This is a genomic window from Proteus penneri (genome assembly GCF_022369495.1).
Classification (GTDB): domain Bacteria; phylum Pseudomonadota; class Gammaproteobacteria; order Enterobacterales; family Enterobacteriaceae; genus Proteus; species Proteus penneri.
Genome location: NZ_CP059690.1, coordinates 3,904,000 through 3,929,369, shown reverse-complemented (window position 1 = coordinate 3,929,369; position 25,370 = coordinate 3,904,000). Strand labels below are relative to the sequence as shown.

Here is a 25,370-nt window from a genome sequence, read left to right as displayed (position 1 = left end):
TTAACTCCTTGCTTTAGCTCAAAGTAGCGAACATAACGGCTTTAATGGTATGCATACGGTTTTCAGCTTGATCGAAAACTTTTGATTGGCGAGACTCAAAAACATCATCAGCCACTTCCATTTCACTCAAGCCAAATTTTTGATAAATATCTTCGCCAATAATGGTTAAACGATCGTGGAATGAAGGTAAACAGTGTAAGAAAATCGCATGAGGATTAGCCATTTTCATCATAGAGCTATTTACTTGATAAGCTTTCAGTAAGCGAATGCGTTCATCCCAAACACTATCTGGCTCACCCATTGAAACCCAAATATCGGTATAGAGAACATCAGCGTCTTTTGCCCCTTTTTCAATATCTTCGGTTAACGTGATAGAACCTTCATTTTCTGCCGCGATTGCACGACACTCTTTCACAAGTTGCTCTTCTGGCATTAAAGATGCTGGGCCACACGCTGTAAAATGTAAGCCTAATTTCGCACAAACTACCATTAAAGAGTTAGCAACGTTATTGCGAGCATCACCAAAGAAAGTCAACTTAAGCCCTTTTAAATGACCAAAGTTTTCTTCAACGGTCAGCATGTCTGCTAACATCTGAGTTGGATGGAATTTATCGGTAAGACCATTCCATACTGGTACTCCTGATTTCGCCGCCAGCTCTTCAACTAATGACTGATCAAAACCACGATATTCAATACCATCATAGAAACGCCCTAACACACGCGCTGTATCTTCAATAGACTCTTTTTTCCCCATTTGTGATGAGCCAGGATCAAGGTAAGTCACCCCCATTCCTAAATCATAACCCGCTACTTCAAAAGCGCAGCGTGTCCGTGTTGAGGTTTTTTCAAATAATAAAACGATATTTTTACCTTCCAAAGAACGGTGAGGAATACCAGCCATTTTTAATGATTTAAAATGTTTAGAAAGCTTTAATAAATATTGAATTTCAGCAGATGAAAAATCGAGTAATTTTAAAAAACTTCTACCTTTAATATTAATAGACATAATAATCTTATCTCCTAATTATTTTGATAATAATAGAGTTAAAAAATAGTTTGTTATTTAAAAAAATAGAAAACCCATCTCAATAACCTAGGTTATTAAGAAGTATGCTTTATATTTCTAGAAAATAGAGAGGGTTTATCCGTTAAAAACGGAGAAATGGAAGCATTGACGTTGTTTATACATCATAATGTGGGCAATACGTCTAATATGAGGTGTTTTCCTATTATTATTTTCCATAATACTAGTACCTTCACTTATAGGTATTAAATGAGGATTACAGTGAAACATATAGGAATTAACATTAATGTGATTATCATCTCAATTATCTATTTATAACTAAAATCATATCTTATTAAAAACAAATAATACATCAAACATTCCATTAACACACATATATTACAAAAAAATTAAATTTATATAAGGAGACTATCTCAATTAAATTAGTAAGATAATATAAAATAAACCAAGAAAAACAATTAGACTTTATTTGGTTATTATTTATTATATTTTCTAAATGTTAATATTATTGATTTATTTTAACATTAAAATAATTTAGCCAGCATCATCACAGCACTACAAATAATTAAAATTAAAGTCGCATACTGAAATATCCTGTCAGGCATTCTGATCAACAGCCACTTAGACAGTGGAATAGAGATTAGCGAACCTAAGAATAACAAAAGTGCCAAATGAATATCCGTATGCCCATCTTGCATGTAAGCTAATGCTGAAGATCCTGATAACAATGTTGTCGTAAAGATAGAAGTACCGATAGCTTGTTTAATAGAAAGGTTCGCATAACGTAGCAATAACGGTAACACAACGACACCACCACCTACCCCCGTTGCCCCTAAAACAACACCTGCGGCAATCGCTGGAAGTAATAGTGCTTTAATATTTAAAGGCGCTAGTTTTGTATTTTCAACCACAACGGGAGGTAATGAGAAAAACATTCTCTGTACAAAAAGAAATAAAGAAAAAATAATCGCAGCCACCACAAGCGCATTAATTCCCCACTCGACTTGTTGCTGATACTGCTCTAATGAACCTAAATAATTAACCAAAACACTAGCCAAAAAAGTACTTGGTAGCATTATTCCTAATACAATCATTGCTCTTTTAAAAGGAATATTGCCAAGGCGAAAATGCATATAAGACGAAGTGACTTTCATCAACATAGACAATAAATTGGCTGTTGCAACTGCCATTAATGCATTCATACCAAAAAAATAGGTCAATACAGGTAAAACAATAACACCGCCACCCACGCCCGTTGTGCTAATAATTAAACCAATAGCTGCACCTACCGCTAATGTGGTGATAAGTAACATTATTGATTTCCTTGTATAACAGCTTCTCGCCCTTTTAATAAGGCTTTTTCTGCCGACTCATTCGCTAATGTCATATATTTAAAAAACAGCACATCAAAAGCCACCATTTGTAAAACTTGTGGCGTGATCACTCCTAATTGAGAGTGTTGTTCGTCATAAAAATAAGGCAATGTATAATCTGATAATCGAGTTGCTTCATCTTGTCCAAAACGCGTTAATGCTACTGTTAAACAACCTTCATTTTTTGCCGATTTCAGCATCCGATTAATATCAGCCGTATTGCCTCGTGCAGTCACAGCAATAGCCAAATCATCAACTGATAAATTGGCGGAATAAGCCAATTGAGCATGAAGATCTGGACTAAATAAGGCGTTTTTATTCACGCGAATAAGCTTATGAAAAATATCACTCGCCACAACGGCAGAGGCGCCAATCCCAAACAGGACAATGCGTTTAGCTGAGACCATTTTTTCAGCCAGCAGATCAATACAATTGGGATCTAACAAAGCCAATGAGTCCTGAATAGCGCTAGTAAACAGATGCCCTGTTTTGGAAATAATTAATTCTGTTGAGTCTGTTTTCGCAAGATTGCCATAGAGAATATCGCCACTGCTTTTTTGTTGCTTTTCTTCTGAAAGGTAATCAATTTTAAATTCAGGATAACCACGATATCCCATTTGACGAGAGAAACGGATAACAGATGCACTACTTACACCGGCTTTAAGTGCCAGTTCAGCTGCATTCATACTGGCAATATTCTCACTATTATCTAATAGATAATGAGCGATACGCTGTTCTGTGCCTCTGCCCTGAATGAGCAAACTCTCAAGCTTTTTGGTCAGTGTCGACATTCTGTTATCCTTTTTATTTCTGACTTATTTCTCTGGATCTGTAAATCCCATTAGCATACTGGCAATAAAACCGACAATCCATGCGCCTAATACCGCGATCAGGAACTTAATAATTTGCCCATCACCAACTAACGGAATTAATGATAACCCAGCAGTACCAAATGGAATAATGATCCCAACTTGGAAATATGCCATTAATGCACCACCAGCCGCACCACCAATGCATCCAGCAATAAATGGTTTTCCAAGTGGAAGCGAAACACCAAACAATAAAGGCTCACCGACACCGAAAATACCCACAGGTAATGCGCCCATTAATGTTTTCTTTAAACGTTGATTTTTAGTGCGTAGATAAACCCAAAAACAAGAGCCTACTTGCCCCATTCCGCCCATAGCCAAAATTGGAAATAGATAATTTAAACCAAAGGTATTTAAGATTTCGGTATGAATAGGAATTAACCCTTGATGTAATCCCGTTAAGAGTAAAAATAAGAAACTTCCTCCTAACGCCGCACCAGTTACCACCGCACCACCACCTTGATTCAATAGTGATAATGATACGCCTTGTGCTAATAACTGATTAAGATAATGGCCGATAGGTTGGAATATCATAATCGCCACAAGAGAAGAGACTAAAATCGTCACAAACGGCGTTAAGATAAGATCAAGACTCTCTTTAACGATGCTACGAAACCATAATTCTAATTTTGAAGAGAATACAACCACCATTAATACCGCAAAAATCCCGCCACTGTTTGGCTGTAATTTCTCACCAAATAAGGTGATATCGGCAAGCCCTGGCATCGCTAATAATCCCGCCATGACCGCACCAATCGATGTTGATGCGCCCAATTCTTTAGCGGTATTTATCCCAATCATAATAGAGAGATACGCAAATACCGTACTACCAATTAATTTGAATAATTTAAATAGTTCAGGGAACTGCTCAACTAAGCCCGGTGCGACTAAACGGATAATATTAATTAACCCCATAATCAAACCGCAGCCAATTAAAGCAGGAATGGTAGGAACAAAAATAGCCGCTAATGTATTTAGCATACGGCGGATTGAGAAGCCTTTTTTCACTGAGGTTGACGCTGGCTTATCTTCACTACTTGCTGAACTTTTTTGCATACGTTTATTCATGATGGAATAAACTTTTGCCGCAGTCCCCATTCCGACAATCACTTGATGCTGTTCGCCATTAAATACAACGCCTTTAACGCCTTCGACTTGTTTTAAAGCGTCTGCATCAAAAAGTGAACTGTCCTTTAAAATCAGTCGAATGCGAGTCATGCAATGTGTTAGGGTTGCCACATTTTGAAACCCACCAGCGTGTTTTTCTATTTCTATTGCTAACGTGTCGAGATGTTCTATTTTATTAGCCATATGCGTGCCTGCTAAAGTTTAGAGTGTTTACTCATATTGTTATTAGTTAAATAGGGCAAGTTGCTGTTGTAGCGAACGATAAGGATATTGCTGTGTGATTTGCTCAACTTTCTCCACACTCAGATGAAGCTCATACATCAAAATGGCTTTTCTAGGATGATAATTAACCATTTGTAACAAGGCTCTGGCTCTTTCATGTGAAATTCCACACACTTCGCTGACAATACCTTCAGCACGACGTTGCAATTTTTCATTACTCGCAATCACATCCACCATCAGGTTTTTATGCACTTTCCCGAGCTTAGTCATTACACTGGTGCTTAACATCCCTAGGATCATTTTTTGAGCTGTACCACTTTTCATTCTTGTGGAGCCGGTTAACACCTCTGCGCCTACGTCTGGTGCAATAGATAGATCAGCAATCTCGCTCATCTTACTTTTGCCACGCGTGGTAATAGATATTGTTAACGCTTTTAGTTTCTTACCATATTGCAAAGCCGCGACAGTGAAGGGAGTACGACCACTTGCGGCAATACCAATAACAACATCTTTATCACTGACATGACGACGTTGAAGCTCTTCAATTGCCGCCTCTCGGCTATCTTCAATATTTTCAACCGCTTTTAGCATTGCATCATGACCACCTGCAATAATTGCCTGTACTAATGTAGAAGGTACACCAAAAGTTGGCGGACATTCGGCACTATCTAGTACAGCTAATCGGCCACTGGTTCCCGCGCCAACATAAAAAATACGCCCACCTTTTTGCAAACGTTCAGTTATTTTTTCTACTGCTTTAGCAATAGCAGGTAATTCTTTTTTAACTGCATTTGCAACCGTCATATCTGCACTATTGATTAGCGTAACCAACTCTAAAGCACTTAATTCAGAAAACTGTGTTGTTTCTTGATTGCTTTCATTTTTAAGACATTCGCTTAATGCATCTTCTTTCATCACCACAACCTTATGAAATCATATTTCAATTAAAATTACATCCAATGAAATTGTATTTCAAGACTATTTGTCACGATGCTGTGAAATGAATCACATTAAGCCCTGTTTTTTGCTTTGTAAGAAATTCAACAGTGGCTATAAAAATAAAGTAATCAATTGATTTTAAATCAATTCCACTTACCATCTAAATAAGATAACAAGTGGAATATAAAGATATAATAGTGCGGAGGTGTACTACTTCGCTTGCGCTAAAAACTGCCCAAACTCTTCAATGCTTGGATAAGAAGATTGTGTGCCTTTTCCGGCAACACTTAAGCCTGAAAACATCACCGCTTTATTTAATGCTTCTTCAATATTATTAGTGTGAACATAATAATGGGAAAAACAACCAATAAAGGCATCGCCGGCTCCACTGGTATCTATTGCATCAACTTTAATAGCAGGAATGTACTTTTCAATTTCGCCGTTCATCCATAATGCCCCTTTTTCCCCTAACGTAACGATGACATTCTTAAAGCCTTTTTGTAGTAAAGAACAAGCGGCTTCGCGAATTTCATCCATTGTAGTGATTGGCATACCGGTCAATATTTCAAGTTCAGTTTCATTTGGAACAAAAAAATCACAACGAGCAGCAATATCAAGATCTAATGCTTTTGAAGCGGGAGCTGGGTTAAATAACACAGGAATATGGTGTTTATTGCCGAACTCAATAGCGTGATAGACCGTTTCAAGCGGGATTTCTAATTGCAGTACAATTATTTTGCATTTTTTCAGGCTATCTGTCGCTCTATCAATATCTTCTGGCGACAAATGTTGATTAGCCCCTTTAACAATTAAAATGCTATTTGATGATTGGGAAGTCACAAAAATAGGTGCAACACCACTTGTTGTACCGGGTACTTTTTCAACATAGCGTGTATTAATGCCATAAGACTCTAAATTCATGATGGTGTTATCCGCGAAAATATCATCGCCGACTTTTGTCAACATCATCACTTTTGAATTTAATTTAGCAGCAGCAACTGCTTGATTAGCGCCTTTACCACCACAACCCATTTTAAATGCCGGCGCCTCAAGGGTTTCACCCTCTTTTGGCATCCTATCTATATAGGTGATCAAATCCACCATATTTGAACCAATCACTGCAATATCCATAGCGCCTCTTACTCTTATGTGAAATTTCTAAATGTGAAAATAGTGACATTTTGATAGATATATAACAGTATAATGTTATTTTTGTATCATCTGTGATTGTTATCTCATTAAAACGGCTCTACTATGTTGCCAAACTAACATAAGTGAAAAATAACAATCTTTTTACTAAGGAATAGACTATGCGTCCATTAGCTAATTATATCGATCATACCCTTCTTGCTGCAGATACAACTGAATCACAAATCAAGAAATTGTGTGCTGAAGCAATTGAACACGGTTTCTTCTCTGTGTGTATTAACACTTCTTACATCCCTTTAGCAAGAACTTGCCTTGAAGGCAGTGATGTAAAAGTATGTTGTGTTGTCGACTTCCCATTTGGTGCTGGTTTAACAGCAACAAAAGCATTTGAAGCGGCTGAAGCTATTCGTCAAGGCGCGCAAGAAGTCGATATGGTTATCAATATCGGTATGTTAAAAAGCGGTCGTTTAGACTTCGTAAAACAAGATATTGAAGCAGTAAAAGCAGCTTGTGGTAATACAACTCTGAAAGTGATTTTAGAAACTTGCTTATTAACTGACGACGAAGTACGTTTAGTGTGTGAAATGTGCCGTGAGATCCGTGTTGATTTTGTGAAAACATCGACAGGATACAGTACAATGGGCGCAACAGAACATCATGTTGCTTTGATGCGTAAAACCGTTGGTGATGAAGTTGGCGTGAAAGCATCTGGTGGTGTTCGCGATCGCCAAACAGCATTAAACATGATCAAAGCAGGAGCAACACGTATCGGCGCTAGCGCAAGTGTCGCTATCGCAACAGATTCAGATGCACCTGAATCAAATTACTAATTATTTAGCGTATCTTTTTTTGGAGTACGCTATTCGATAATACAAGGATCCTTCGGTGATAGAGACCAAACAGCACGAACGTTTGCGCCGCCTCAGTGAATGTATAAAACGCTCAGGTCGCATACATCTTAAAGACGCCGCAAGGATCCTTGAAGTTTCTGAAATGACGATTAGACGCGATCTCAGCGCTGATGCTGAAAACCCGTTCCCAATGTCATTATTAGGTGGCTATATTGTTGCATTAGCCCAACCTCATGCAGGCTCACTATCAACATCATCCGATATTATTACGCCAGATCAAACTGAAGAACTTCATATTCCTAATCTTGCCGCCGGTATGGTCTCTGAAGGCGATGTTCTTTTTTTCGATAACGGACAATTTATTCCCACACTGATTGAGCTTATTCCCGATAACCTGCATTTCACTGGGATCTGTTATTCTCATCGAGTCTTTTTGGCCTTAAGCCAGAAAAAAAATGCCACGGTATTACTCTGTGGAGGTGAATACCGCCCTAAAAGTGATTCATTCTTCAATCCAACCCAACCTTCTTATCTTGATAGCATTAATCCTAAAAAAGCCTTTATTTCAGCTGAAGGTGTCCATCTTGATTTTGGCGTTACTTGTTATAACATCGACGATCTTTATATGAAGAAAAAAGCGATGGATAAATCTATTCGTAAGATCTTACTCACCAAATATCACTATTTTGATGAAACAGCGACAGCCAATATGGGTGATTTAGCGCAATTTGATGTTGTTATTACTGATAGAAAATTAACGGATGATTACGAAGAGTATTGCCGAAAAAGCTCAGTAAAAGTGATTTATTAATTAAAAGTAGATAACTAACTAAAATAGATAATAAAGAAAAATTAACCTTAAATTAAATAAATTATATTTATTCTCTTTGATAAAAATAAAGAAAAACAACACCAACTTTTAATTGCTAAAGCAAAAAAAAGTGGTTACTATGCCTGCGATTTATTATTTTATCCATTTCACTTAACTGCAAGGAGGTATCCCATGACAACAACAAATATGAATACTCTTTGCGGACAATCTCAGAAGTAATCCTTTTTTCTTTCTTTTTGCTGTCCGCCAACCAATTTATTTTTTAATCCTTTACATTATATGGATTGGTATATGGACAACTGTGTTCATTATTTATCTGATCGCGTTTGCTATAACGAACGGCATTAGGTAGCCGTATTATTTGTGCCAATAAACAACTGATTTATGAAGAAGCACCACAATCTTATAAATCGATTGAGACTGTGATTGAAAGTATGGTGAGCATTGGATTAATTGAGGTTATTGCTCGTTTAAAACCCGTGATCACCTACAAAACAAGTGGGAAGATGGCGTAATGTTATTAATCTAACAAAAACAAAGCCACGATTTTTAATCGTGGCTTTTTTAAGACAACAATACCCTGCAATAAGATTTTTTAAATTAAAAAATCAATAAAGCGTATAGAGCGTTTTAATAAATAAATCTTACTGTTAATACATTTATTTTATTTAATTAATCTTATTTATTTTAATAACATCACATTTATTTAAATATAAACGTTATTGATACTGATTAATTAAACGGGTGCTGGTGTATTGCGCATTTTAACAGTGAACGTCACAACAGCAGAAGCGACTAATGCAATTATCATAAACATAAATGCACTGTCATAACTGCCGCCACTCGCTTTAATTAAGAAGCCCATAACCGGTGCGGAAACAACCCCCGCCATTTGGCCACCGAAGTTAACAATTCCTGAAGCACGACCCATGATTTTATTGGGGATAGTATCCATTAAAATACCCCAGAACATTGCCATGGCAAAGAACATAAACAGTGCTGAAATACACTGATATACAACAGCCATATCCGCACTTTCAACAGTATAAGTCATATATAAGAAGCCCGCGGCAATCACTGCGGTGATCATATATAACCATTTACGCTGTGCTTTGCATTTATCAGAAACATAACCGCCTAATAATGTCCCACCCGCACCAAATAAGAATGGAATAGCCGCCATTACCCCTGTTTTAGCCAAAGAGAATTCACGAACAGTAATTAAATAGCTTGGTAACCACGTTGAAAATCCCCAAAAGGTAATATCAAACAGAAACCAAATCGCCGCCATTTGCCATAACACTGGCATTTTTAACACATCTTTAAAAGGTACGGCTTCAACAGGTTTATCCGTTAATGTGCCATCCGCTGCTAATTCATCGAGATCTTGTTGAGTAATACTTGGGTGATCTTTTGGGTTATCACGAGTAAAGAAATAAATACCCGCTGCAATTAATAAGCCCGGAATACCTAAAACAATAAACACCATATGCCAGCCAAAAGCGCCGATAATACTGGCTGCAACAATGACGGCTAATGCTGGTCCTAACGTATTGACTGTTGATTGAATTGCCGTTGCACGACCACGCTCTTTAGATGGGAAATAAGTCGAGATCATTTTCCAAGAAGCGGATGGAAAACAGCCTTCACCAATACCAAATAAGAATCGCACTGCTAACATTAACGGTAATGTAAACACCATACCCGTTAAACTGGTGAAGACTGACCACCATGCAATGCCAATTGCCATAATTTTACGAGCACCAAAGCGGTCAGCTAAGAAACCACCCGGTATTTGGAATGCCGCATAACCGACAAAGAACGCACTGATGATTAAGCCTTGTTGTGTGGTATCAAGATTAAGATCACGCCCAATAAAGGGTAATGAAACACTCATTACCATTCTATCTAAAAATGAAAGTAACCATGCTAACCAAATTAAGGATAAAACGGTGTAACGAGCTTTCCATGTTTTCTTCGGTTGAAGGTCTGGAATAATATTTGAACTCATTTTCCTGTTCCTCAAGTAAGGGGAAACCATCACGGTTGAAGAACAACCGTGATAAACAGAGATAAGATTTAACGTTTAAGAGCGCTATTGTGTTGTTATGCTCTTAAAACATGACCGCTACAGGCGTAACTTTCGACTCCATTAATTAAAGCGATACGCCCATTGACCATTACCAGATCAATCCCTTCTGGGTATTGGTTTGGTTCAACAAACGTGCCTTTATCAATAATGGTTTCAGGATCAAGCATCACAATGTCTGCCGCATAGCCTTCTTTAATTAAGCCTCTATCGGTTAATCGAAGGACTTCAGCTGGTTTACCTGTCATTTTGCGGATAGCTTGTTCCCAAGTGAGACATTTTTCTTCTCTGACGTATTTCCCTAAAACACGAGGGAATGCACCAAATACGCGAGGATGAGGTTTACCAGCTCCCATTAACCCATCAGTACAGACGTTTTGTTCAGGACGACATAAGAATTTGATAACGTGTTCTTCTGTGCCGTAAAAATCCACCATTCCTACCGCATTTTCTTCTTCGTATAGCAGATCAAAGGTTGCGTTATACGGATCTTTACCTCTCAATTTGCCTAGCTCGACAAGGCTAAGTCCAACGGCATCTTGGTTTTTTTCTGTTTTAGAGCTAGTGACATAAATATTTTCTAAGCCTGCAAAATCAATAAAGTTATCCCAACCCGGAATACCTTTTTCGATATCTTCAATCATCTTTTTACGCAGTTCAGGAGAAGCTAAGCGTTCTAATAATTTCTCTGTACCTCCTGCGTGAACCCAAGGCGGTAAAATCACCCCAAGCATGGTACTGCCTGCCACATACGGATATTGGTCAAAAGAGATACGAATGCCCTCTTCTTGTGCTTGCTCTAACATACCAAGCATTTCGTCGATTAATCCCCAGTTTTTCTTACCGCAAACTTTCATATGGGAAATATGCAACCAAACACCTGATGCTTTGGCGATATCAATAAGCTCTTGAGTTGATTGAATAATATCGTCAGCTTCGCTACGCTGGTGTACAACAAAAATACCATTATGTTTTGCTGTAACCTTACAAAGTTCGATCATTTCAGCGGTATCACCAAAGGCACAAGGCATATAAATCAATCCTGTTGATAAACCAAACGCCCCTGCTTTTAACTCACGCTCTAAGATCTCACACATCTTGGCAACATCTTCACGAGTAGAAGGATTACCTTCTAATCCCATCGCTTCCATTCGGATGTTGCCATGAGGAACAAGGTAAGCAAGATTGGTTGCTGAGCCTCGGGCTTCCAACATTCCCAAGTAACCTTCGGTATTTTTAAAATGCCAATCAATGCTGTCAGAATCTCCATCTAACCCCGCAATATTCTTGCGCCATGCAGAAATATACTGTTCTGGTAAGGGTGCTAACGCGACACCATCTTGCCCTAACAATTCAGTGGTGATCCCTTGGCGGATTTTGGCAGATAACGCAGGATTAAGCAGAGCAGAAAGATCTGAGTGGGTGTGGGTATCAATAAAGCCGGGGCAGACTATCTTCCCTGTAGCATCAATAATTTGATCATTCGTTTTAGCATCAAACTGACCGATTTTTATTATTTTTCCTTCGTTAACCACAACATCAGCTTGAAATGCACTTGCCCCTGTTCCATCAATAACAGTGGCGTTTTTAAATATTGTTTTCATTCTGTTATTTCTCCAAAGAGCATCTGACTATTTCGCCAGATACTCTTCTAGTAAGGATTTTTTTGAGTAAGAATTAAAGGTGATAAAGGCTGTTCATAATGCTGTAATACCCCTTCGCCGCACCTTTTAACTGTTCAATTTCGATATATTCATCAATGGTGTGTGCTAAGTTTTCGCGAGATGGGCCAAAACCAATGGTTTTAATACCCGCTTCACCCGCATAGTGGCTACCGTTGGTACAGAAAGAGTATTGTGTGACGGTAGGGTTAAAGCCGGACTCATGCAGCCCTTTTAAAACGCTTTGCACGTAAGGATCACTCTCTTCTAATACCCAACCTGGGAAGAAACGTTCACCTTCAATAGTGGCGCCGGTGTAACATTTTTCAGTACCGTAGGCATAAGAGACTTTAGCTTTAAAATCAGCGTCTTGAGAAGTTAGTTCATCAATGGCTTTTTGTAATGGTGCAAGCACTTCCTCTTTAGTTTCACCGACTAATAAACGACGATCGTAAGTGGCACGGCAATATTCAGGTACAACCGAAGCGCCTGGATAAGGTGATGATTTAATATCCGTAAGTTCTAAGATCCCTTTTCCTAAAACAGGATGAACGGGTGGTGTTAGGGTTCTGATCTTCTCGATCAGTTTTGCCATTTTATAAACAGAGTTGATCCCTGCATCTGGATTGGCGGAGTGAGCGGGTTTACCAAAGGTTTCAACAACAATCTCGGCACGACCGCGTTGCCCAATTTTGAGGTTTAATTCTGAGGCTTCACCAATCACCACATAGTCTGGCTTATAGCGCTCAGAAACTAATCTAGCGGCAACACCTTCAAAACACTCTTCATGCACAATACAAGAGACATAAATACGACCGGCAAAATTGCGCTGATTATCTTGGCCATAAAAACCAATCGCTGAAATCATGGCTGCGACAGCACCTTTCATATCACTGGTGCCACGACCATAAATCTTGCCATCTTTGATTTCTGCACCATAAGGCTTTTCTTTCCAATCACGTTCACTTACTGGCACAGTGTCGATATGACCATCAAAAACAAGGGTTTTCCCTGGGTGTTGACCTATAATTCCGCCAATGATATTGCCGTATTTATCAATATGAATATCATCAAAATCATAGCTTTTCATCATCTCTTCTATGACTTTAACAACGTTACCTTCTTCACCTGAATAGCTTTTTTGTTGGATTAATAATTGGCAATTCTTAATAACTTCATCAAATCGGTTTGCTGATAACATACTTTTTCACTCCAAAAGACTTATTTGTTTTTTAAAATTGTTTGAAGCTAGGCAACTCGCCATCCCACACGATATCGCGATAACGCTCAGGATCGGTGTCACCTTCAGTGCTGATCACAAGCACTCTTGCATTTTCATCTAATCCCAGCTCTTCTTTCACGCTTTGATAAACTGGTGATTGCATTAAAATAGAGAGCAACCCTGTTGTCACAGCGCCAGATTCACCAGAAATGATGTGCGGATCACCGGGTAAAGGGTTCCCTAAAATCCGCATTCCCCTAGTCGCGACGGCATCAGGGCAAGAGAAAAATGCCGCTGAATAATCGCGTAATAAATTCCAACCAATACTATTCGCTTCACCACAAGCAAGCCCCGCCATAACGGTTTGTAAATCTCCGCCAACAGGAATGGCATCCGCTTTTCCTGATACGGCAGATCGATATAAACAGTCGGCAATACGTGCTTCTGCCACAATCACTTTTGGCGCTTGTTTACCATAAGCAGCGGTGACCATACCTTGCACCATACCCGCAAAAGAGCCTACGCCGGCTTGCACAAAAATATGCGTCGGAGGTACTTCATGTAATTGCGCGAGAGATTCCAGCATTAAAGTGCCATAGCCTTGCATGATCCAAAGTGGGATCTCTTCATAGCCATCCCATGCAGTGTCTTGAACCACGATCCAGCCATACTTTTCAGCCATTTCCGCCGTCATTCTCACCGCATCGTCATAGTTCATATCAACGATTTCAGCGACGGCACCTTCACGTAAAATGGCATCTAAGCGTTCTTGTGATGATCCTTTTGGCATATAGACCACCGCTTTTTGCTTTAACTGTCTTGCCATCCAAGCAACACCACGTCCATGATTCCCGTCAGTGGTTGTCGCAAAAGTGACGCCATTTAACTTTTTCCTGATCTCATCACTGATCATTACCTCATAAGGTAATTCACTTATGTCCATTTCGAGGAAATCAGCAATATGGCGCGCCATCGCGTAAGCACCACCTAACGCTTTAAACGCCTTCAAACCAAAACGGAAAGACTCATCTTTAAGATATAATTCACCCACCCCTAAAGTTTTAGCTAACTGGGGTAAATGAAATAACGGTGTAGGTGCGTATCCTGGAATAGTTCTATGAAAATCTAACGCTTTAGCTAACTCTTCATAACGAAAAGGGGCTAGCTCAGCGGTTGGTTTTCGCGTAAATGAACTTTGGTTAATCAGGTACTGCAATTGCTCCTGCATGGAATTACCTCTTAATCACACTTTAAAATTCGCGATAACCCAATATCGCGATTAATCGGAATACAATAGGGTTATCCCCTATATCGCAATATGTATGCCAACTCACTCAAAAAGCATTTAATAGAGATGCAATATTTTGATTTTAAATAGATTTATTATTTAACTGATTAAAAGATGAAATTAATCATGCAGAAAAGCTGTGATCTAGGCGGTTTTATTTAAGTGATAAATTATCAATAATAAGAAACTGTGTGAGCTTTATACAAAAAATACATAACTATTTAATAAATAACAATTAAATTAACCAATCTAAATAAGTGATGATAATTTATTATCAATATTGATAATTTTAAGGTGAGAATGTGATGCACTCATTGCTAAGTACCCTACAAGATGAAATCAGCAAATATACCGATGCCATTGCAGGGATCACTGGCACTGATGTTGAAATTATTGATAACAATTTAATTCGTATTGCTGGTACAGGACGTTACCGTTATATGCTCAATCAAGATGTCTCCAATAATGGGCATATTTATCGCCATGTGCTGCAAGTACAAAAGACTATTTTGATTGAAGATCCGAAAGAAAATAGCCTCTGCCAACTGTGTCAAAATCGCTTAACATGCACTGAAGAGCTTGATCTAAATGCCCCTATTTTTCTGAATAACCAAGTTATTGGTGTCATTGGCATTATCTGTTCTAACCGAGAACAGAAAATGTTTTTAATGAAGCAAAAACAAGCCTTTATCACCTTTATTGAACAATTTTCAGAGATGATTTCAAGTCGTGTTTTTGAATGCCTTGAAAGGCTTCGTGAACAAGAGCGATTTGGTACTTTTCGCAATTTAATTGATGTGATGGATAGAGGCGTAATTGCTATTGATAGCCAAGGTAAGATTTGGCACGCCAATCTTTCTGCTTTGCGTTTTTTTGATTGTGAGCTTATTGGTCAGTCTCTTGATATCAATATGACAGGCGACATCCTTTATGGTGATGAAGAAGCGTGGCTGATATTAAACCAACAACACTATCATGTTCTGTGTAAAAAAATCACCTTTTCATCGGTTGATAATGACCAACTTACCATGGTTATCTTTCATGATGCTCGTGATTATATGACACAAATAAATACCCTTTCCGTTGATGAAAATCCCCACTCTCCTTTAATTGGTAATTCACAAAATATGCTCCAATTAAAAAGCATGCTAAGTAAAGTTGCCGTAAGTCATGCCAGTGTGCTTATCACCGGAGAAAGCGGTTCAGGTAAAGAAGTGGTGGCTTACACTATTCACCAACAAAGCCTACGCACAAAGCAGCCCTTTATTACTATTAACTGTGCGGCTATTCCTGAACAACTCTTAGAAAGTGAGCTTTTTGGTTATGTGCGGGGCGCTTTTAGTGGTGCTGATCCTAAAGGACGTATTGGTAAATTTGAATTGGCACATGGTGGTAGCCTATTTCTTGATGAAATTGGGGATATGCCTTTGCATTTACAAGCCAAACTTTTACGTGTGCTCCAAGAAAAAAGCATTACCCGTGTTGGCTCTAATAATCTAATTAATATTGATGTGCGTATTATTGCCGCCACAAACAAAGATCTGCGTGAAATGGTAAATAAAGGGCAATTCCGTGAAGATCTGTTTTATCGCCTCAATGTTGTGCCGATCCATACGCCTGCATTACGTGATCATCGAGAAGATATTGCAGAACTAGCACAATTTTTTGCCGACGATTTAGCATTAACCTATCAACGGCCTACGACGAAGATCCCAAATTCCATTATTAACTGCTTATATTCCTATGATTGGCCTGGCAATATCAGAGAGTTACGCAATGTCATTGAGTATATGTATGTTATGCAAGGCGATACTGTTGATTTAAACCTTAGTCACCTTCCGCCTTATTTATTAGAAACACCACATTCTGCTCCTTTAGAAAAAGACAAAACCGTAGTATCCATACAGAAAACAGATAATAAAGATAAAACTCAGCCATTAAACACACAAGAGCTTCTCAAAACTCAAAGCCTGACATCAGAATATCAAACCATTATGAGCATATTAGAAAAAACAGGAACAACACTGGAAGGAAAGAAGAAAGCAGCTGAAATCTTAGGGATCAGTATTGCTACCTTATATAGAAAAATAAAAAATCACTAGGGATCAAAACAAAAATGGAAACAGAAGGAAATCTAAAATTATAAGATAAGCATGATTATTTAAATTTAGATACCCCCTAATTATGGGCATTTATAATACACTCAATCTCTAACTTAACATCCATGAAGTTCAGTGCCATAGTATAGAAATTCATGCTAAACATCTCTTATAGAGGATTTCCATGGCAGTCCCAACCTACGATAAATTTATTGAACCTGTCTTACGTTTTTTAAAACATCACCCTGAAGGTATTGCAGCAAAAGATGTCCATGAAAACGTCGCCAACATATTAGAATTAGATGATAATCAGTGTGCAGAACTCCTTTCAAGTGGACAATTAGTCTATAAAAATCGTGCGGGCTGGGCTCATGATAGATTAAAACGGGCTGGACTGTCGCAAAGCTTATCTAGAGGTAAATGGTGCCTAACAGAAGCCGGTTTTGAATGGATCAAAAATAATCCATTTCCTCTCACTAAAGAACAAATCGATCACTTAGCTTTGGATTTTGTTGATGTAAAACTTAACACTAATCCTGATGTCGTATTACTCGATGAAGATACACCGCGCACCCCAGATAACTCCCAACAGATACGAAGCCCAGACGAGCGTCTAAACGATGCATTAAAAGAAATTCGTGAATCTATCGCTATTGATTTACTCGAAAATTTACTTCAAGTATCACCTACTCGCTTTGAATTTATTGTATTAGATATACTGCATAAACTAGGTTATGGCGGCCATCGTGATGATTTAAAACGAGTTGGTGGTGCTGGTGATGGGGGGATTGATGGAATAATTTCCCTAGATAAACTGGGGCTAGAAAAAATTTATGTTCAAGCAAAACGCTGGCAAGGTACTGTCGGACGCCCTAATTTACAAGCGTTTTATGGCGCCCTTATCGGTCAAAAAGCCAAGCGAGGCATTTTTATTACCACATCGGGTTATAGTGCTCAAGCCATTGACTTTGCAAAGTCAGTTGAAGGATTAGTACTTATTGATGGTAATCGTTTAGTTAACTTGATGATGGATAACGAAATTGGTGTAAGTTCACAAATAGTCAAGTTACCTAAGTTGGATATGGATTATTTTGAGTAATGACAATGGGTTGCAGACATTGTTATACCAATAGTGTTTAATACAGACAAATCCAATTTCGGTACTTGCTTTGCCCTCTTTACGCGCATTGCTCAGTCACAAATAAATAATTATTAGAGTAGGATATGAATAAACAACAATTAGCCGCAAAGATTTGGGAATCGGCTAACCAAATGCGTTCTAAAATTGAAGCGAACGAATACAAAGATTACATACTTGGTTTTATCTTTTACAAATACCTAAGCGACCAACTAGTGCAGTTTGTCACCAAAGAAGGGATGACAGCCGAAGATATCAAAAACCTTAATGAAGAAGACACCGATACTGTTCAATATGTGCAAAGTAACTTGGGTTACTTTATTGCTTATGACAATCTTTTTTCTACATGGGTTGATCCAAAATTTGAATTTGATGAATCCAATGTGCGTGATGCGCTTTCTGCCTTCAGCCGTTTAATTTCACCTACCTACAAAAAACTCTTTGAAGGCATTTTTACGACCTTAGAAACAGGTTTAAGCAAGCTGGGCGAAAGTGCAGGTAAACGAACCAAAGCTATCAGTGATTTATTACACTTAATCAAAAGCATTCCAATGAATGCCAATCAAGGATACGACGTACTGGGTTATATTTACGAATACTTGATTGAAAAGTTTGCCGCTAATGCAGGTAAAAAAGCGGGTGAGTTTTATACTCCACATGAAGTCTCTGTACTGATGTCGAATATTGTCGCTCACGCATTAAAAGATAAAGATAATATTGAAATTTACGATCCAACTTCAGGCTCAGGTTCGTTATTGATCAATATTGGTGAAGCGGTTCAGAAATATGCTAAAAATAAAGATAGCGTCACCTATTACGCCCAAGAATTAAAAGCGAACACCTACAACTTAACCCGTATGAACCTAATCATGCGCGGTATTAAAGCCAGCAATATTAAAACCCGTAATGGGGATACACTAGAAGACGATTGGCCGTATTTTGATGAAAATGATCCACAAGGCTCATACGAAACATTATATGTCGATGCTGTAGTCTCCAATCCCCCTTATTCTCAAAATTGGGAACCTACGGATAAAAGTAACGATCCTCGCTATTCACGCTTTGGTCTCGCCCCGAAAACGAAAGCCGATTTTGCATTTTTACTGCATGACCTCTATCACTTAAAGCCTAATGGCATTATGACTATCGTCTTGCCCCATGGTGTGTTATTCCGTGGCGGTGAAGAAGGTGAAATTCGCAAACAACTTATTGAACAAAATCACATTGATACCATTATCGGTTTACCCGCCAATATCTTTTTTGGCACGGGTATTCCTACCGTCATTTTGGTTCTTAAACAAAAACGTGAAAATACTGATGTATTAATTATTGATGCTTCCAAGCATTTTATAAAAGAAGGTAAAAATAATAAGTTACAAGCCAGTGATATCAAACGCATTACTGACGCAGTGATTAATCGCGAAAATATTGATAAATTTTCGCAAGTGGTCAGCAAAAAAACGCTCCAAGATAATGGCTACAACCTGAATATTCCGCGCTATGTCGACTCTTCGGAAACGCCAGAAAGTTGGGATTTACATGCTACGATGCTAGGTGGTATTCCTAACAGTGAAATTGCAGCGCTACATCAGTATTGGCAAGCATTTCCACAATTACACCATGCGTTGTTTACACCAAAATCAGAGGCTTATAGTGAGCTTGCGATTGAAAAATCAGCAGTTAATGCTTTTATTAGTCAGCACTCTGAAGTAGTCGCGTTTATCAAACACTACAATCAAGCTTTTAATGGTTTTGATGATCATCTAAACCACCAGCTAATACAAAACTACAAAAACGTTAATCGTAATCAGCAAGAAGAAGCACTCAGTGTTGAACTGTTTACTCGCTTAGCCCCTATTGCCTTAATCGACAAATACCAAGCTTATCAATTTCTTAATAACCAATGGCAGGTCATTAGCGCCGATTTAGAAATGATACAAACGGAAGACTTTAGTGCCACTAAAAAAGTCGATCCCAATATGGTGATAAAGAAAAAAAATGGCAAAGATATCGAAGTACAAGACGGTTGGAAGGGTCATATACTGCCGTTTGATTTAGTACAACAAACCTATTTAAGCGATGACTTACAAGCTCTGACTGATCAAGAAACACGGTTAGCAGAAATCACCAGCTCCCTAGAAGAGATTTTTGAATCACTGACTGAAGAAGAAAAAGAGCAAGAAACCGTAAAAGAGAGCAAAGATGGCTTTGCAAATACGGAAGTGGGTAAAGCGGCTAAAGTCTTCTTAAAAGAGCAAAAAGATGCAAAAACCAAATTCGCGCCAGAGAGCTATGAAGCAAAAATCATTGAAGCAAGTAAGCTTATCGATAAAGAAAAAGCGCTGAAAAAAGCGGTAAAAGACGCAAGCATCGCGCTTCATTTAAAAACAAAGACGACCCTCGAAGCGTTAAGTGATGAGCAAGTCCATACGCTGCTACACCTTAAATGGATTGCCCCACTGTGCAATGAACTTCTAACCTTGCCAAACACGGTAATTACCCAACTAACCCGTCAAGTACAAGCATTAGCCGATAAATATGCAGTGACTTATTCACAAGTCGCCAATGAAATAAAAACCACTGAAAAAGAATTGGCTGACATGATGGGCGAACTGACGGGTAATAAGTTTGATATGCAGGGTTTAACTGAACTCGCTAGCTTATTAAAGGGTGAATAAGATGTGTGCAGATAAGAAAGTACCTGAAATTCGCTTTAAGGGGTTTAGTGGGGAGTGGTTAAATAATCCAATTGGTGAGATTTGCGGCTCAATTTTTGGCGGAGGAACACCTTCAACTAGTGAGAAAAGCTTTTGGCAAGGCAATATTCCTTGGATTCAATCCTCTGACATAGCGGATGGTGATGTTAGCTCAGTGAATGCAAAAAAATATATCACTAAAGTAGCTGTAAATAAGTCTGCAACTAAGTTGATTTCTGGTAATTCGATAGCGATCGTCACAAGAGTAGGCGTAGGAAAACTTTCGCTAATGAAAGATAGGTTTACCACTAGCCAAGATTTTTTATCCTTGAGTGATTTGAAAGTTGATGCACAATTTTCGGCTTATGCTATCTGGAAGCAACTACAAATTGAAAAAGAGCAAGTTCAAGGAACTTCGATAAAAGGTATAACCAAGGAAGAATTATTATCAAAAATAATAACTTTCCCTAAGTCTAAAGTTGAACAAACCACCATCGGCAACTATTTCCAAAAGCTCGATAATTTAATCAACCAGCACCAACAAAAGCATGACAAACTCAATAATATTAAAAAAGCCATGCTAGAAAAAATGTTTCCTAAACAAGGCGAAACCGTACCTGAGATTCGCTTTAAGGGATTTCGTGGGGAGTGGTTAAATAATTCAATTGGTGAGATTTGCGGCTCAACTTTTGGCGGAGGAACACCTTCAACTAGTGAGAAAAGCTTTTGGCAAGGTAATATTCCTTGGATTCAATCCTCTGACATAGCGGATGGTGATGTTAGCTCAGTGAATGCAAAAAAATATATCACTAAAGTAGCTATAAATAAGTCAGCAACTAAGTTGATTTCTGGTAATTCGATAGCAATCGTCACAAGAGTAGGCGTAGGAAAACTTTCGTTAATGAAAGATAAGTTTGCCACTAGCCAAGATTTTTTATCCTTGAGTGATTTGAAAGTTGATGCACAATTTTCGGCTTATGCTATCTGGAAGCAACTACAAATTGAAAAAGAGCAAGTTCAAGGAACTTCGATAAAAGGTATAACCAAGGAAGAATTACTATCAAAAATAATAACTTTTCCTAAATCTAAACTTGAACAAATCGCCATCGGCAATTATTTCCAAAAGCTCGACGAACTAATCAACCAACACCAACAACAGATCACTAAACTTAACCATATCAAGCAAGCTTGCTTAAGCAAAATGTTTATCTAGCAGGGAGTGCCATTATGACAACGTTTAAAACTGAAGCAGAATTCGAACAGGCTTTTATTAACGTTCTCACCCAAAAAGGGTGGGAGCCTGAAATACTGAAAAACAAAACCGAAGCGGATTTACTGCAAAACTGGGCAAATATTTTATTTGAGAATAATCGCCAGCGTGATCGCCTAAACGATGTGCCATTAACCGATGGCGAAATGCAACAGATTATTGAGCAAATCAAAGCGCTAAAAACGCCAATCAAATTAAACGGTTTAATTAATGGCAAAACTATCGCCATTAAGCGCGATAACCCTGACGATACCTTGCATCTTGGTAAAGAAATCAGCTTAAAAATTTACGATCGCCAAGAAATTGCCGCCGGTCAAAGTCGTTACCAAATTGCACAGCAACCCCAATTTGAACGTGGTAGCCCTTTGCGTAACGATAGGCGTGGTGATGTATTATTACTTATCAACGGCATGCCTGTGATCCATGTTGAGCTAAAACGCAGTGGTATTCCTGTTAGCCAAGCCGTCAACCAAATCGAAAAATACAGTGCAGAAGGGATATTTAGCGGGCTGTTTTCACTGATCCAAGTATTTGTGGCAATGGAACCAAACGAAACCAAATACTTTGCTAACCCCGGAATGGACGGTAAATTTAACCCCAACTATCAATTTAACTGGGCCGATTTTAATAACGAGCCGATGAATCATTGGAAAGATATTGCATCAACCTTGCTTTCCATTCCCATGGCACACCAGTTAATTGGCTTTTATACCGTTGCAGATGATACTGACGGCATTCTTAAAGTGATGCGTAGTTATCAATATTACGCAGCCAATGCGATATCGGATAAAGTCGCTAAAACGCATTGGCACCAACTGGGTAGTGCAACAAATAATCCTGACCGCCTTGGCGGATATGTGTGGCATACCACCGGTTCAGGTAAAACCATGACCAGCTTTAAATCAGCACAGTTGATTGCACAATCCAAAGATGCCGATAAAGTTATTTTTTTAATGGACAGAATTGAATTAGGAACCCAGTCGCTTGCCGAATATCGTAATTTTGCAGGAGATGGCGAAGACGTACAAGCCACTGAAAATACCTATGTTCTTATTACTAAATTAAAAAGCAATAATCCAGCCGATACCTTAATTGTGAGTTCCATTCAGAAAATGAGCAATATTTTTGAGGAAGTTGATGATGAAGGAACGGCGACGAACTCTGCGGATATTGAAACAATACGTGCCAAGCGCTTAGTGTTTATTATTGATGAAGCACACCGCTCTACTTTCGGCGATATGCTGGTTATTATTAAACGAACCTTTCCACGCGCCCTCTTTTTTGGCTTTACAGGTACGCCGATCCAAGAAGAAAACGAAAAAAATGGGAATACGACTAGCACCGTTTTTGGCAATGAATTACATCGTTATAGCATTGCTGATGGAATACGCGATGGCAACGTACTGGGTTTTGACCCTTACAAAGTCCCTACATTTAAAGACAGTGACATAAGAAAGGCTGTCGCATTAGAGCAAGCTAAGGCTAACTCCGTGCAAGAGGTCATGGGTGATCCGGCCAAAAAGAAAAAATTTAATTATTTTATGAATGATGTTCCTATGGCTGGCTACAAAGATGCCAAAGGTAAATATCATAAAGGAATTGAAGATTATATTCCTAAAAGCCAATATTTAACGGATGCCCACCAAGAAAAAGTGGTAAGTGACATATTAGATAAGTGGGATGTCCTTAGCCAAGGTAATAAATTTCATGCCATTTTAGCCACTAATAGTATCGCCGAAGCCATTGATTATTACCGTCGTTTAAAAAAAGCCAATCCTGAACTAAAAGTATCCGCCCTATTTGATCCCCATATTGATAATGACGGCAGTGGTAACCGTGGCCCCACTTTTAAAGGCGATGGCTTAGAAGAAATTATGGCTGATTATAATGATCGTTATGGTCAAGATTTTGATTTTGCTCGCCACGCTGCTTTTAAGAAAGATCTAGCTGCTCGTCTTGCTCATAAAAAACCTTATGAGCGCATTCATACAGAGCCAACAAAACAATTAGATTTACTGATTGTTGTAGATCAAATGCTCACAGGTTTTGATTCTAAATGGCTAAATACGTTATATTTAGATAAAGTCATTAAATATCAAAATATTATTCAAGCATTCTCACGTACTAATCGCTTATTTGGCCCAGATAAACCCCACGGTATTATTCGTTATTACCGCTATCCACATACCATGGAACAGCACATTAACGATGCTGTAAAACTCTATTCGGGTGACAGACCGATTGGCCTATTTGTTGATAGATTAGAAAGCAATCTTGAGGCCATGAATACGTTAATGGTGGATATTTCAGAGTTGTTTGTTAACGCGGGTGTTAATGATTTTGAAAAATTACCTGATGATATCGAAGCTTGTGCCAAATTCGCTAAATTATTCAATACCTTTAACCAACATTTAGAGGCGGCTAAAGTACAAGGTTTACATTGGGATCAATTAGTCTATTCATTTACTGAAAACGATGAAGAACATGAAGTCACACTGTCCATTGATGAACAAACCTATTTAAGCCTCGTCCTTCGTTACAAAGAGTTAGTCAGTAAAGCGGATAGTAGTGGTTCTGATGGCGGGGATGTTCCTTTTGATATCAGCGGTTATTTAACTGAAATAGATACTGGAAAAATTGATGCTGACTACATGAACAGTCGCTTTGATAAATATTTAAAAGAACTTAATAATCCTCAAGACGTTGCAAGTATTGAAACCACATTAAACGAGCTGCATAAGTCATTTGCATCACTGACACAAAGCGAGCAGAAATACGCTAAGCTTTTCTTACATGACTTACAGCGCGGCGATGCGCAATTAATTGAAGGCCATACTTTTAGAGACTATATCAATACCTATAAAGATAACGCCGAGAATGCACAGATAGGTGCCGTTGTTAATGCACTTGGTTTAAATAAAGAATTACTGATGGCGTTAATGGCGGATAGTGTTAATGAGAAAAACCTTAACAATTTTGGTCGCTTCGATGCATTAAAAGCAACTGTAAATAAAGCGAAAGCGAAAGCTTACTTTGAAAAACAAGATGGTGTCACTTTACCTCCATTTAAATTAAATATTCGTATTGATCAGTTTTTAAAGCAGTTTATTTTTGCAAAAACAGATGATCTCTTAAGTGATGTTGTTGACACAACAGACAGCGAATGCGGTTTTCCATCATAATAGACATTTAGATTAAAAAACCTCTGTTCAATAAACTGGGGTCAGTTCATTTTCACTGCGCGTACGTGTGCGATCCGGATGGGAACAAGCTGGCATTTGTCTATTATGCCAAAACAGTCTGACACCTTCATTTCATGGCGACAATCCTACCGGTAGTTCGACACACTGCCGGCAGGGTTGCCTGTTTGAGATCACACTTTTCACTTCAGCCTTTTCACTTATAATAAACAGGTGTTATCATTCACTCTGTAAATACCTTTTCAACTCAACCCGAGGCTTTGATGCTGGAGAATGTCATCATCTGATAATCAGTTCCTTCGACCTTTACAGGCCGGACT

At 38.5% G+C, this 25,370-nt stretch carries 18 protein-coding genes and 1 pseudogene; 8 read left to right on the top strand and 11 right to left on the bottom strand.

Annotated features, from left to right (window positions below; genetic code table 11):
• Nucleotides 1–13 precede the first annotated feature (13 nt).
• From argF to rbsK, 7 genes are all read right to left on the bottom strand, one after another.
• Nucleotides 14–1,006 (bottom strand): ornithine carbamoyltransferase, encoded by a 993-nt coding sequence (argF, locus tag H1225_RS17825; RefSeq protein WP_072064513.1) that lies wholly within the window; start codon nt 1,004–1,006, stop codon nt 14–16.
• A 135-nt stretch (nt 1,007–1,141) separates the two neighbouring features.
• Complete coding sequence (gene speFL, locus H1225_RS18465) at nt 1,142–1,243, bottom strand: leader peptide SpeFL (RefSeq protein WP_109372621.1); 102 nt, start codon at nt 1,241–1,243, stop codon at nt 1,142–1,144.
• A 305-nt stretch (nt 1,244–1,548) separates the two neighbouring features.
• Complete coding sequence (locus H1225_RS17820; RefSeq protein ID WP_072064514.1) at nt 1,549–2,337, bottom strand: sulfite exporter TauE/SafE family protein; 789 nt, start codon at nt 2,335–2,337, stop codon at nt 1,549–1,551.
• On the bottom strand, nt 2,337–3,188 hold the full coding sequence (locus H1225_RS17815; RefSeq protein WP_219515639.1) for a MurR/RpiR family transcriptional regulator: 852 nt from the start codon (nt 3,186–3,188) through the stop codon (nt 2,337–2,339). The genes H1225_RS17820 and H1225_RS17815 overlap by 1 nt, the downstream gene beginning before the upstream one ends.
• Before the next feature lie 24 nt (nt 3,189–3,212).
• Nucleotides 3,213–4,577: a PTS transporter subunit EIIC gene (locus tag H1225_RS17810; RefSeq protein ID WP_109847926.1), complete on the bottom strand. Its 1,365-nt coding sequence runs from the start codon at nt 4,575–4,577 to the stop codon at nt 3,213–3,215.
• Nucleotides 4,578–4,619: 42 nt separating this feature from the next.
• Nucleotides 4,620–5,531 (bottom strand): N-acetylmuramic acid 6-phosphate etherase, encoded by a 912-nt coding sequence (gene murQ, locus H1225_RS17805; protein ID WP_072064517.1) that lies wholly within the window; start codon nt 5,529–5,531, stop codon nt 4,620–4,622.
• A 234-nt stretch (nt 5,532–5,765) separates the two neighbouring features.
• A complete protein-coding gene (gene rbsK / locus H1225_RS17800) occupies nt 5,766–6,686 on the bottom strand; it encodes a ribokinase (protein ID WP_109847927.1) in 921 nt (306 codons plus the stop codon).
• A 179-nt stretch (nt 6,687–6,865) separates the two neighbouring features.
• Here rbsK and deoC point away from each other — a divergent pair, with 179 nt between their 5' ends.
• The 3 genes and pseudogenes from deoC to H1225_RS17785 all read left to right on the top strand — a co-directional run.
• Nucleotides 6,866–7,534 (top strand): deoxyribose-phosphate aldolase, encoded by a 669-nt coding sequence (gene deoC, locus H1225_RS17795; protein ID WP_219515641.1) that lies wholly within the window; start codon nt 6,866–6,868, stop codon nt 7,532–7,534.
• A 55-nt stretch (nt 7,535–7,589) separates the two neighbouring features.
• The gene (deoR, locus tag H1225_RS17790) at nt 7,590–8,366 is read left to right on the top strand and encodes a DNA-binding transcriptional repressor DeoR (protein WP_161671001.1); all 777 of its coding nucleotides are present in this window, start codon (nt 7,590–7,592) and stop codon (nt 8,364–8,366) included.
• Nucleotides 8,367–8,722: 356 nt separating this feature from the next.
• Nucleotides 8,723–8,902: pseudogene (locus tag H1225_RS17785) on the top strand (RtcB family protein); the annotation flags it as partial.
• Nucleotides 8,903–9,123: 221 nt separating this feature from the next.
• Here the strand turns inward: H1225_RS17785 and H1225_RS17780 are convergent.
• The 4 genes from H1225_RS17780 to dpaL form a co-directional block, all read right to left on the bottom strand.
• Nucleotides 9,124–10,398 (bottom strand): MFS transporter, encoded by a 1,275-nt coding sequence (locus H1225_RS17780; protein WP_072064521.1) that lies wholly within the window; start codon nt 10,396–10,398, stop codon nt 9,124–9,126.
• A 95-nt stretch (nt 10,399–10,493) separates the two neighbouring features.
• Nucleotides 10,494–12,080: an N-acyl-D-amino-acid deacylase family protein gene (locus H1225_RS17775; RefSeq protein ID WP_072064522.1), complete on the bottom strand. Its 1,587-nt coding sequence runs from the start codon at nt 12,078–12,080 to the stop codon at nt 10,494–10,496.
• A 73-nt stretch (nt 12,081–12,153) separates the two neighbouring features.
• Nucleotides 12,154–13,338, bottom strand: coding sequence for a YgeY family selenium metabolism-linked hydrolase (locus H1225_RS17770; RefSeq protein WP_072064523.1), 1,185 nt, complete (start codon nt 13,336–13,338; stop codon nt 12,154–12,156).
• 31 nt (nt 13,339–13,369) lie between these two features.
• Nucleotides 13,370–14,587 (bottom strand): diaminopropionate ammonia-lyase, encoded by a 1,218-nt coding sequence (gene dpaL / locus H1225_RS17765; RefSeq protein ID WP_109847930.1) that lies wholly within the window; start codon nt 14,585–14,587, stop codon nt 13,370–13,372.
• Nucleotides 14,588–14,952: 365 nt separating this feature from the next.
• Between dpaL and H1225_RS17760 the strand changes: the two genes are divergently transcribed.
• The 5 genes from H1225_RS17760 (at nt 14,953) to H1225_RS17740 (ending at nt 25,032) form a co-directional block, all read left to right on the top strand.
• On the top strand, nt 14,953–16,749 hold the full coding sequence (locus H1225_RS17760) for a sigma-54 interaction domain-containing protein (protein WP_115065050.1): 1,797 nt from the start codon (nt 14,953–14,955) through the stop codon (nt 16,747–16,749).
• Between the two features lie 181 nt (nt 16,750–16,930).
• Nucleotides 16,931–17,845, top strand: coding sequence for a restriction endonuclease (locus H1225_RS17755; protein WP_239739370.1), 915 nt, complete (start codon nt 16,931–16,933; stop codon nt 17,843–17,845).
• Between the two features lie 125 nt (nt 17,846–17,970).
• Nucleotides 17,971–20,562: a type I restriction-modification system subunit M gene (locus tag H1225_RS17750; protein ID WP_161748150.1), complete on the top strand. Its 2,592-nt coding sequence runs from the start codon at nt 17,971–17,973 to the stop codon at nt 20,560–20,562.
• 1 nt (nt 20,563) lies between these two features.
• A complete protein-coding gene (locus H1225_RS17745; protein ID WP_239739368.1) occupies nt 20,564–21,793 on the top strand; it encodes a restriction endonuclease subunit S in 1,230 nt (409 codons plus the stop codon).
• 14 nt (nt 21,794–21,807) lie between these two features.
• Nucleotides 21,808–25,032: a type I restriction endonuclease subunit R gene (locus H1225_RS17740; protein ID WP_239739364.1), complete on the top strand. Its 3,225-nt coding sequence runs from the start codon at nt 21,808–21,810 to the stop codon at nt 25,030–25,032.
• Nucleotides 25,033–25,370: the final 338 nt, after the last annotated feature.

Bases quoted from the DNA above. Each gene is read 5' to 3' on its own strand.
- argF (WP_072064513.1), bottom strand. From the start codon at position 1,006: ATGTCTATTAATATTAAAGGTAGAAGTTTTTTAAAATTACTCGATTTT.
- speFL (WP_109372621.1), bottom strand. From the start codon at position 1,243: ATGGAAAATAATAATAGGAAAACACCTCATATTAGACGTATTGCCCAC.
- H1225_RS17820 (WP_072064514.1), bottom strand. From the start codon at position 2,337: ATGTTACTTATCACCACATTAGCGGTAGGTGCAGCTATTGGTTTAATT.
- H1225_RS17815 (WP_219515639.1), bottom strand. From the start codon at position 3,188: ATGTCGACACTGACCAAAAAGCTTGAGAGTTTGCTCATTCAGGGCAGA.
- H1225_RS17810 (WP_109847926.1), bottom strand. From the start codon at position 4,577: ATGGCTAATAAAATAGAACATCTCGACACGTTAGCAATAGAAATAGAA.
- murQ (WP_072064517.1), bottom strand. From the start codon at position 5,531: ATGAAAGAAGATGCATTAAGCGAATGTCTTAAAAATGAAAGCAATCAA.
- rbsK (WP_109847927.1), bottom strand. From the start codon at position 6,686: ATGGATATTGCAGTGATTGGTTCAAATATGGTGGATTTGATCACCTAT.
- deoC (WP_219515641.1), top strand. From the start codon at position 6,866: ATGCGTCCATTAGCTAATTATATCGATCATACCCTTCTTGCTGCAGAT.
- H1225_RS17780 (WP_072064521.1), bottom strand. From the start codon at position 10,398: ATGAGTTCAAATATTATTCCAGACCTTCAACCGAAGAAAACATGGAAA.
- H1225_RS17775 (WP_072064522.1), bottom strand. From the start codon at position 12,080: ATGAAAACAATATTTAAAAACGCCACTGTTATTGATGGAACAGGGGCA.
- H1225_RS17770 (WP_072064523.1), bottom strand. From the start codon at position 13,338: ATGTTATCAGCAAACCGATTTGATGAAGTTATTAAGAATTGCCAATTA.
- dpaL (WP_109847930.1), bottom strand. From the start codon at position 14,587: ATGCAGGAGCAATTGCAGTACCTGATTAACCAAAGTTCATTTACGCGA.
- H1225_RS17760 (WP_115065050.1), top strand. From the start codon at position 14,953: ATGCACTCATTGCTAAGTACCCTACAAGATGAAATCAGCAAATATACC.
- H1225_RS17755 (WP_239739370.1), top strand. From the start codon at position 16,931: ATGGCAGTCCCAACCTACGATAAATTTATTGAACCTGTCTTACGTTTT.
- H1225_RS17750 (WP_161748150.1), top strand. From the start codon at position 17,971: ATGAATAAACAACAATTAGCCGCAAAGATTTGGGAATCGGCTAACCAA.
- H1225_RS17745 (WP_239739368.1), top strand. From the start codon at position 20,564: ATGTGTGCAGATAAGAAAGTACCTGAAATTCGCTTTAAGGGGTTTAGT.
- H1225_RS17740 (WP_239739364.1), top strand. From the start codon at position 21,808: ATGACAACGTTTAAAACTGAAGCAGAATTCGAACAGGCTTTTATTAAC.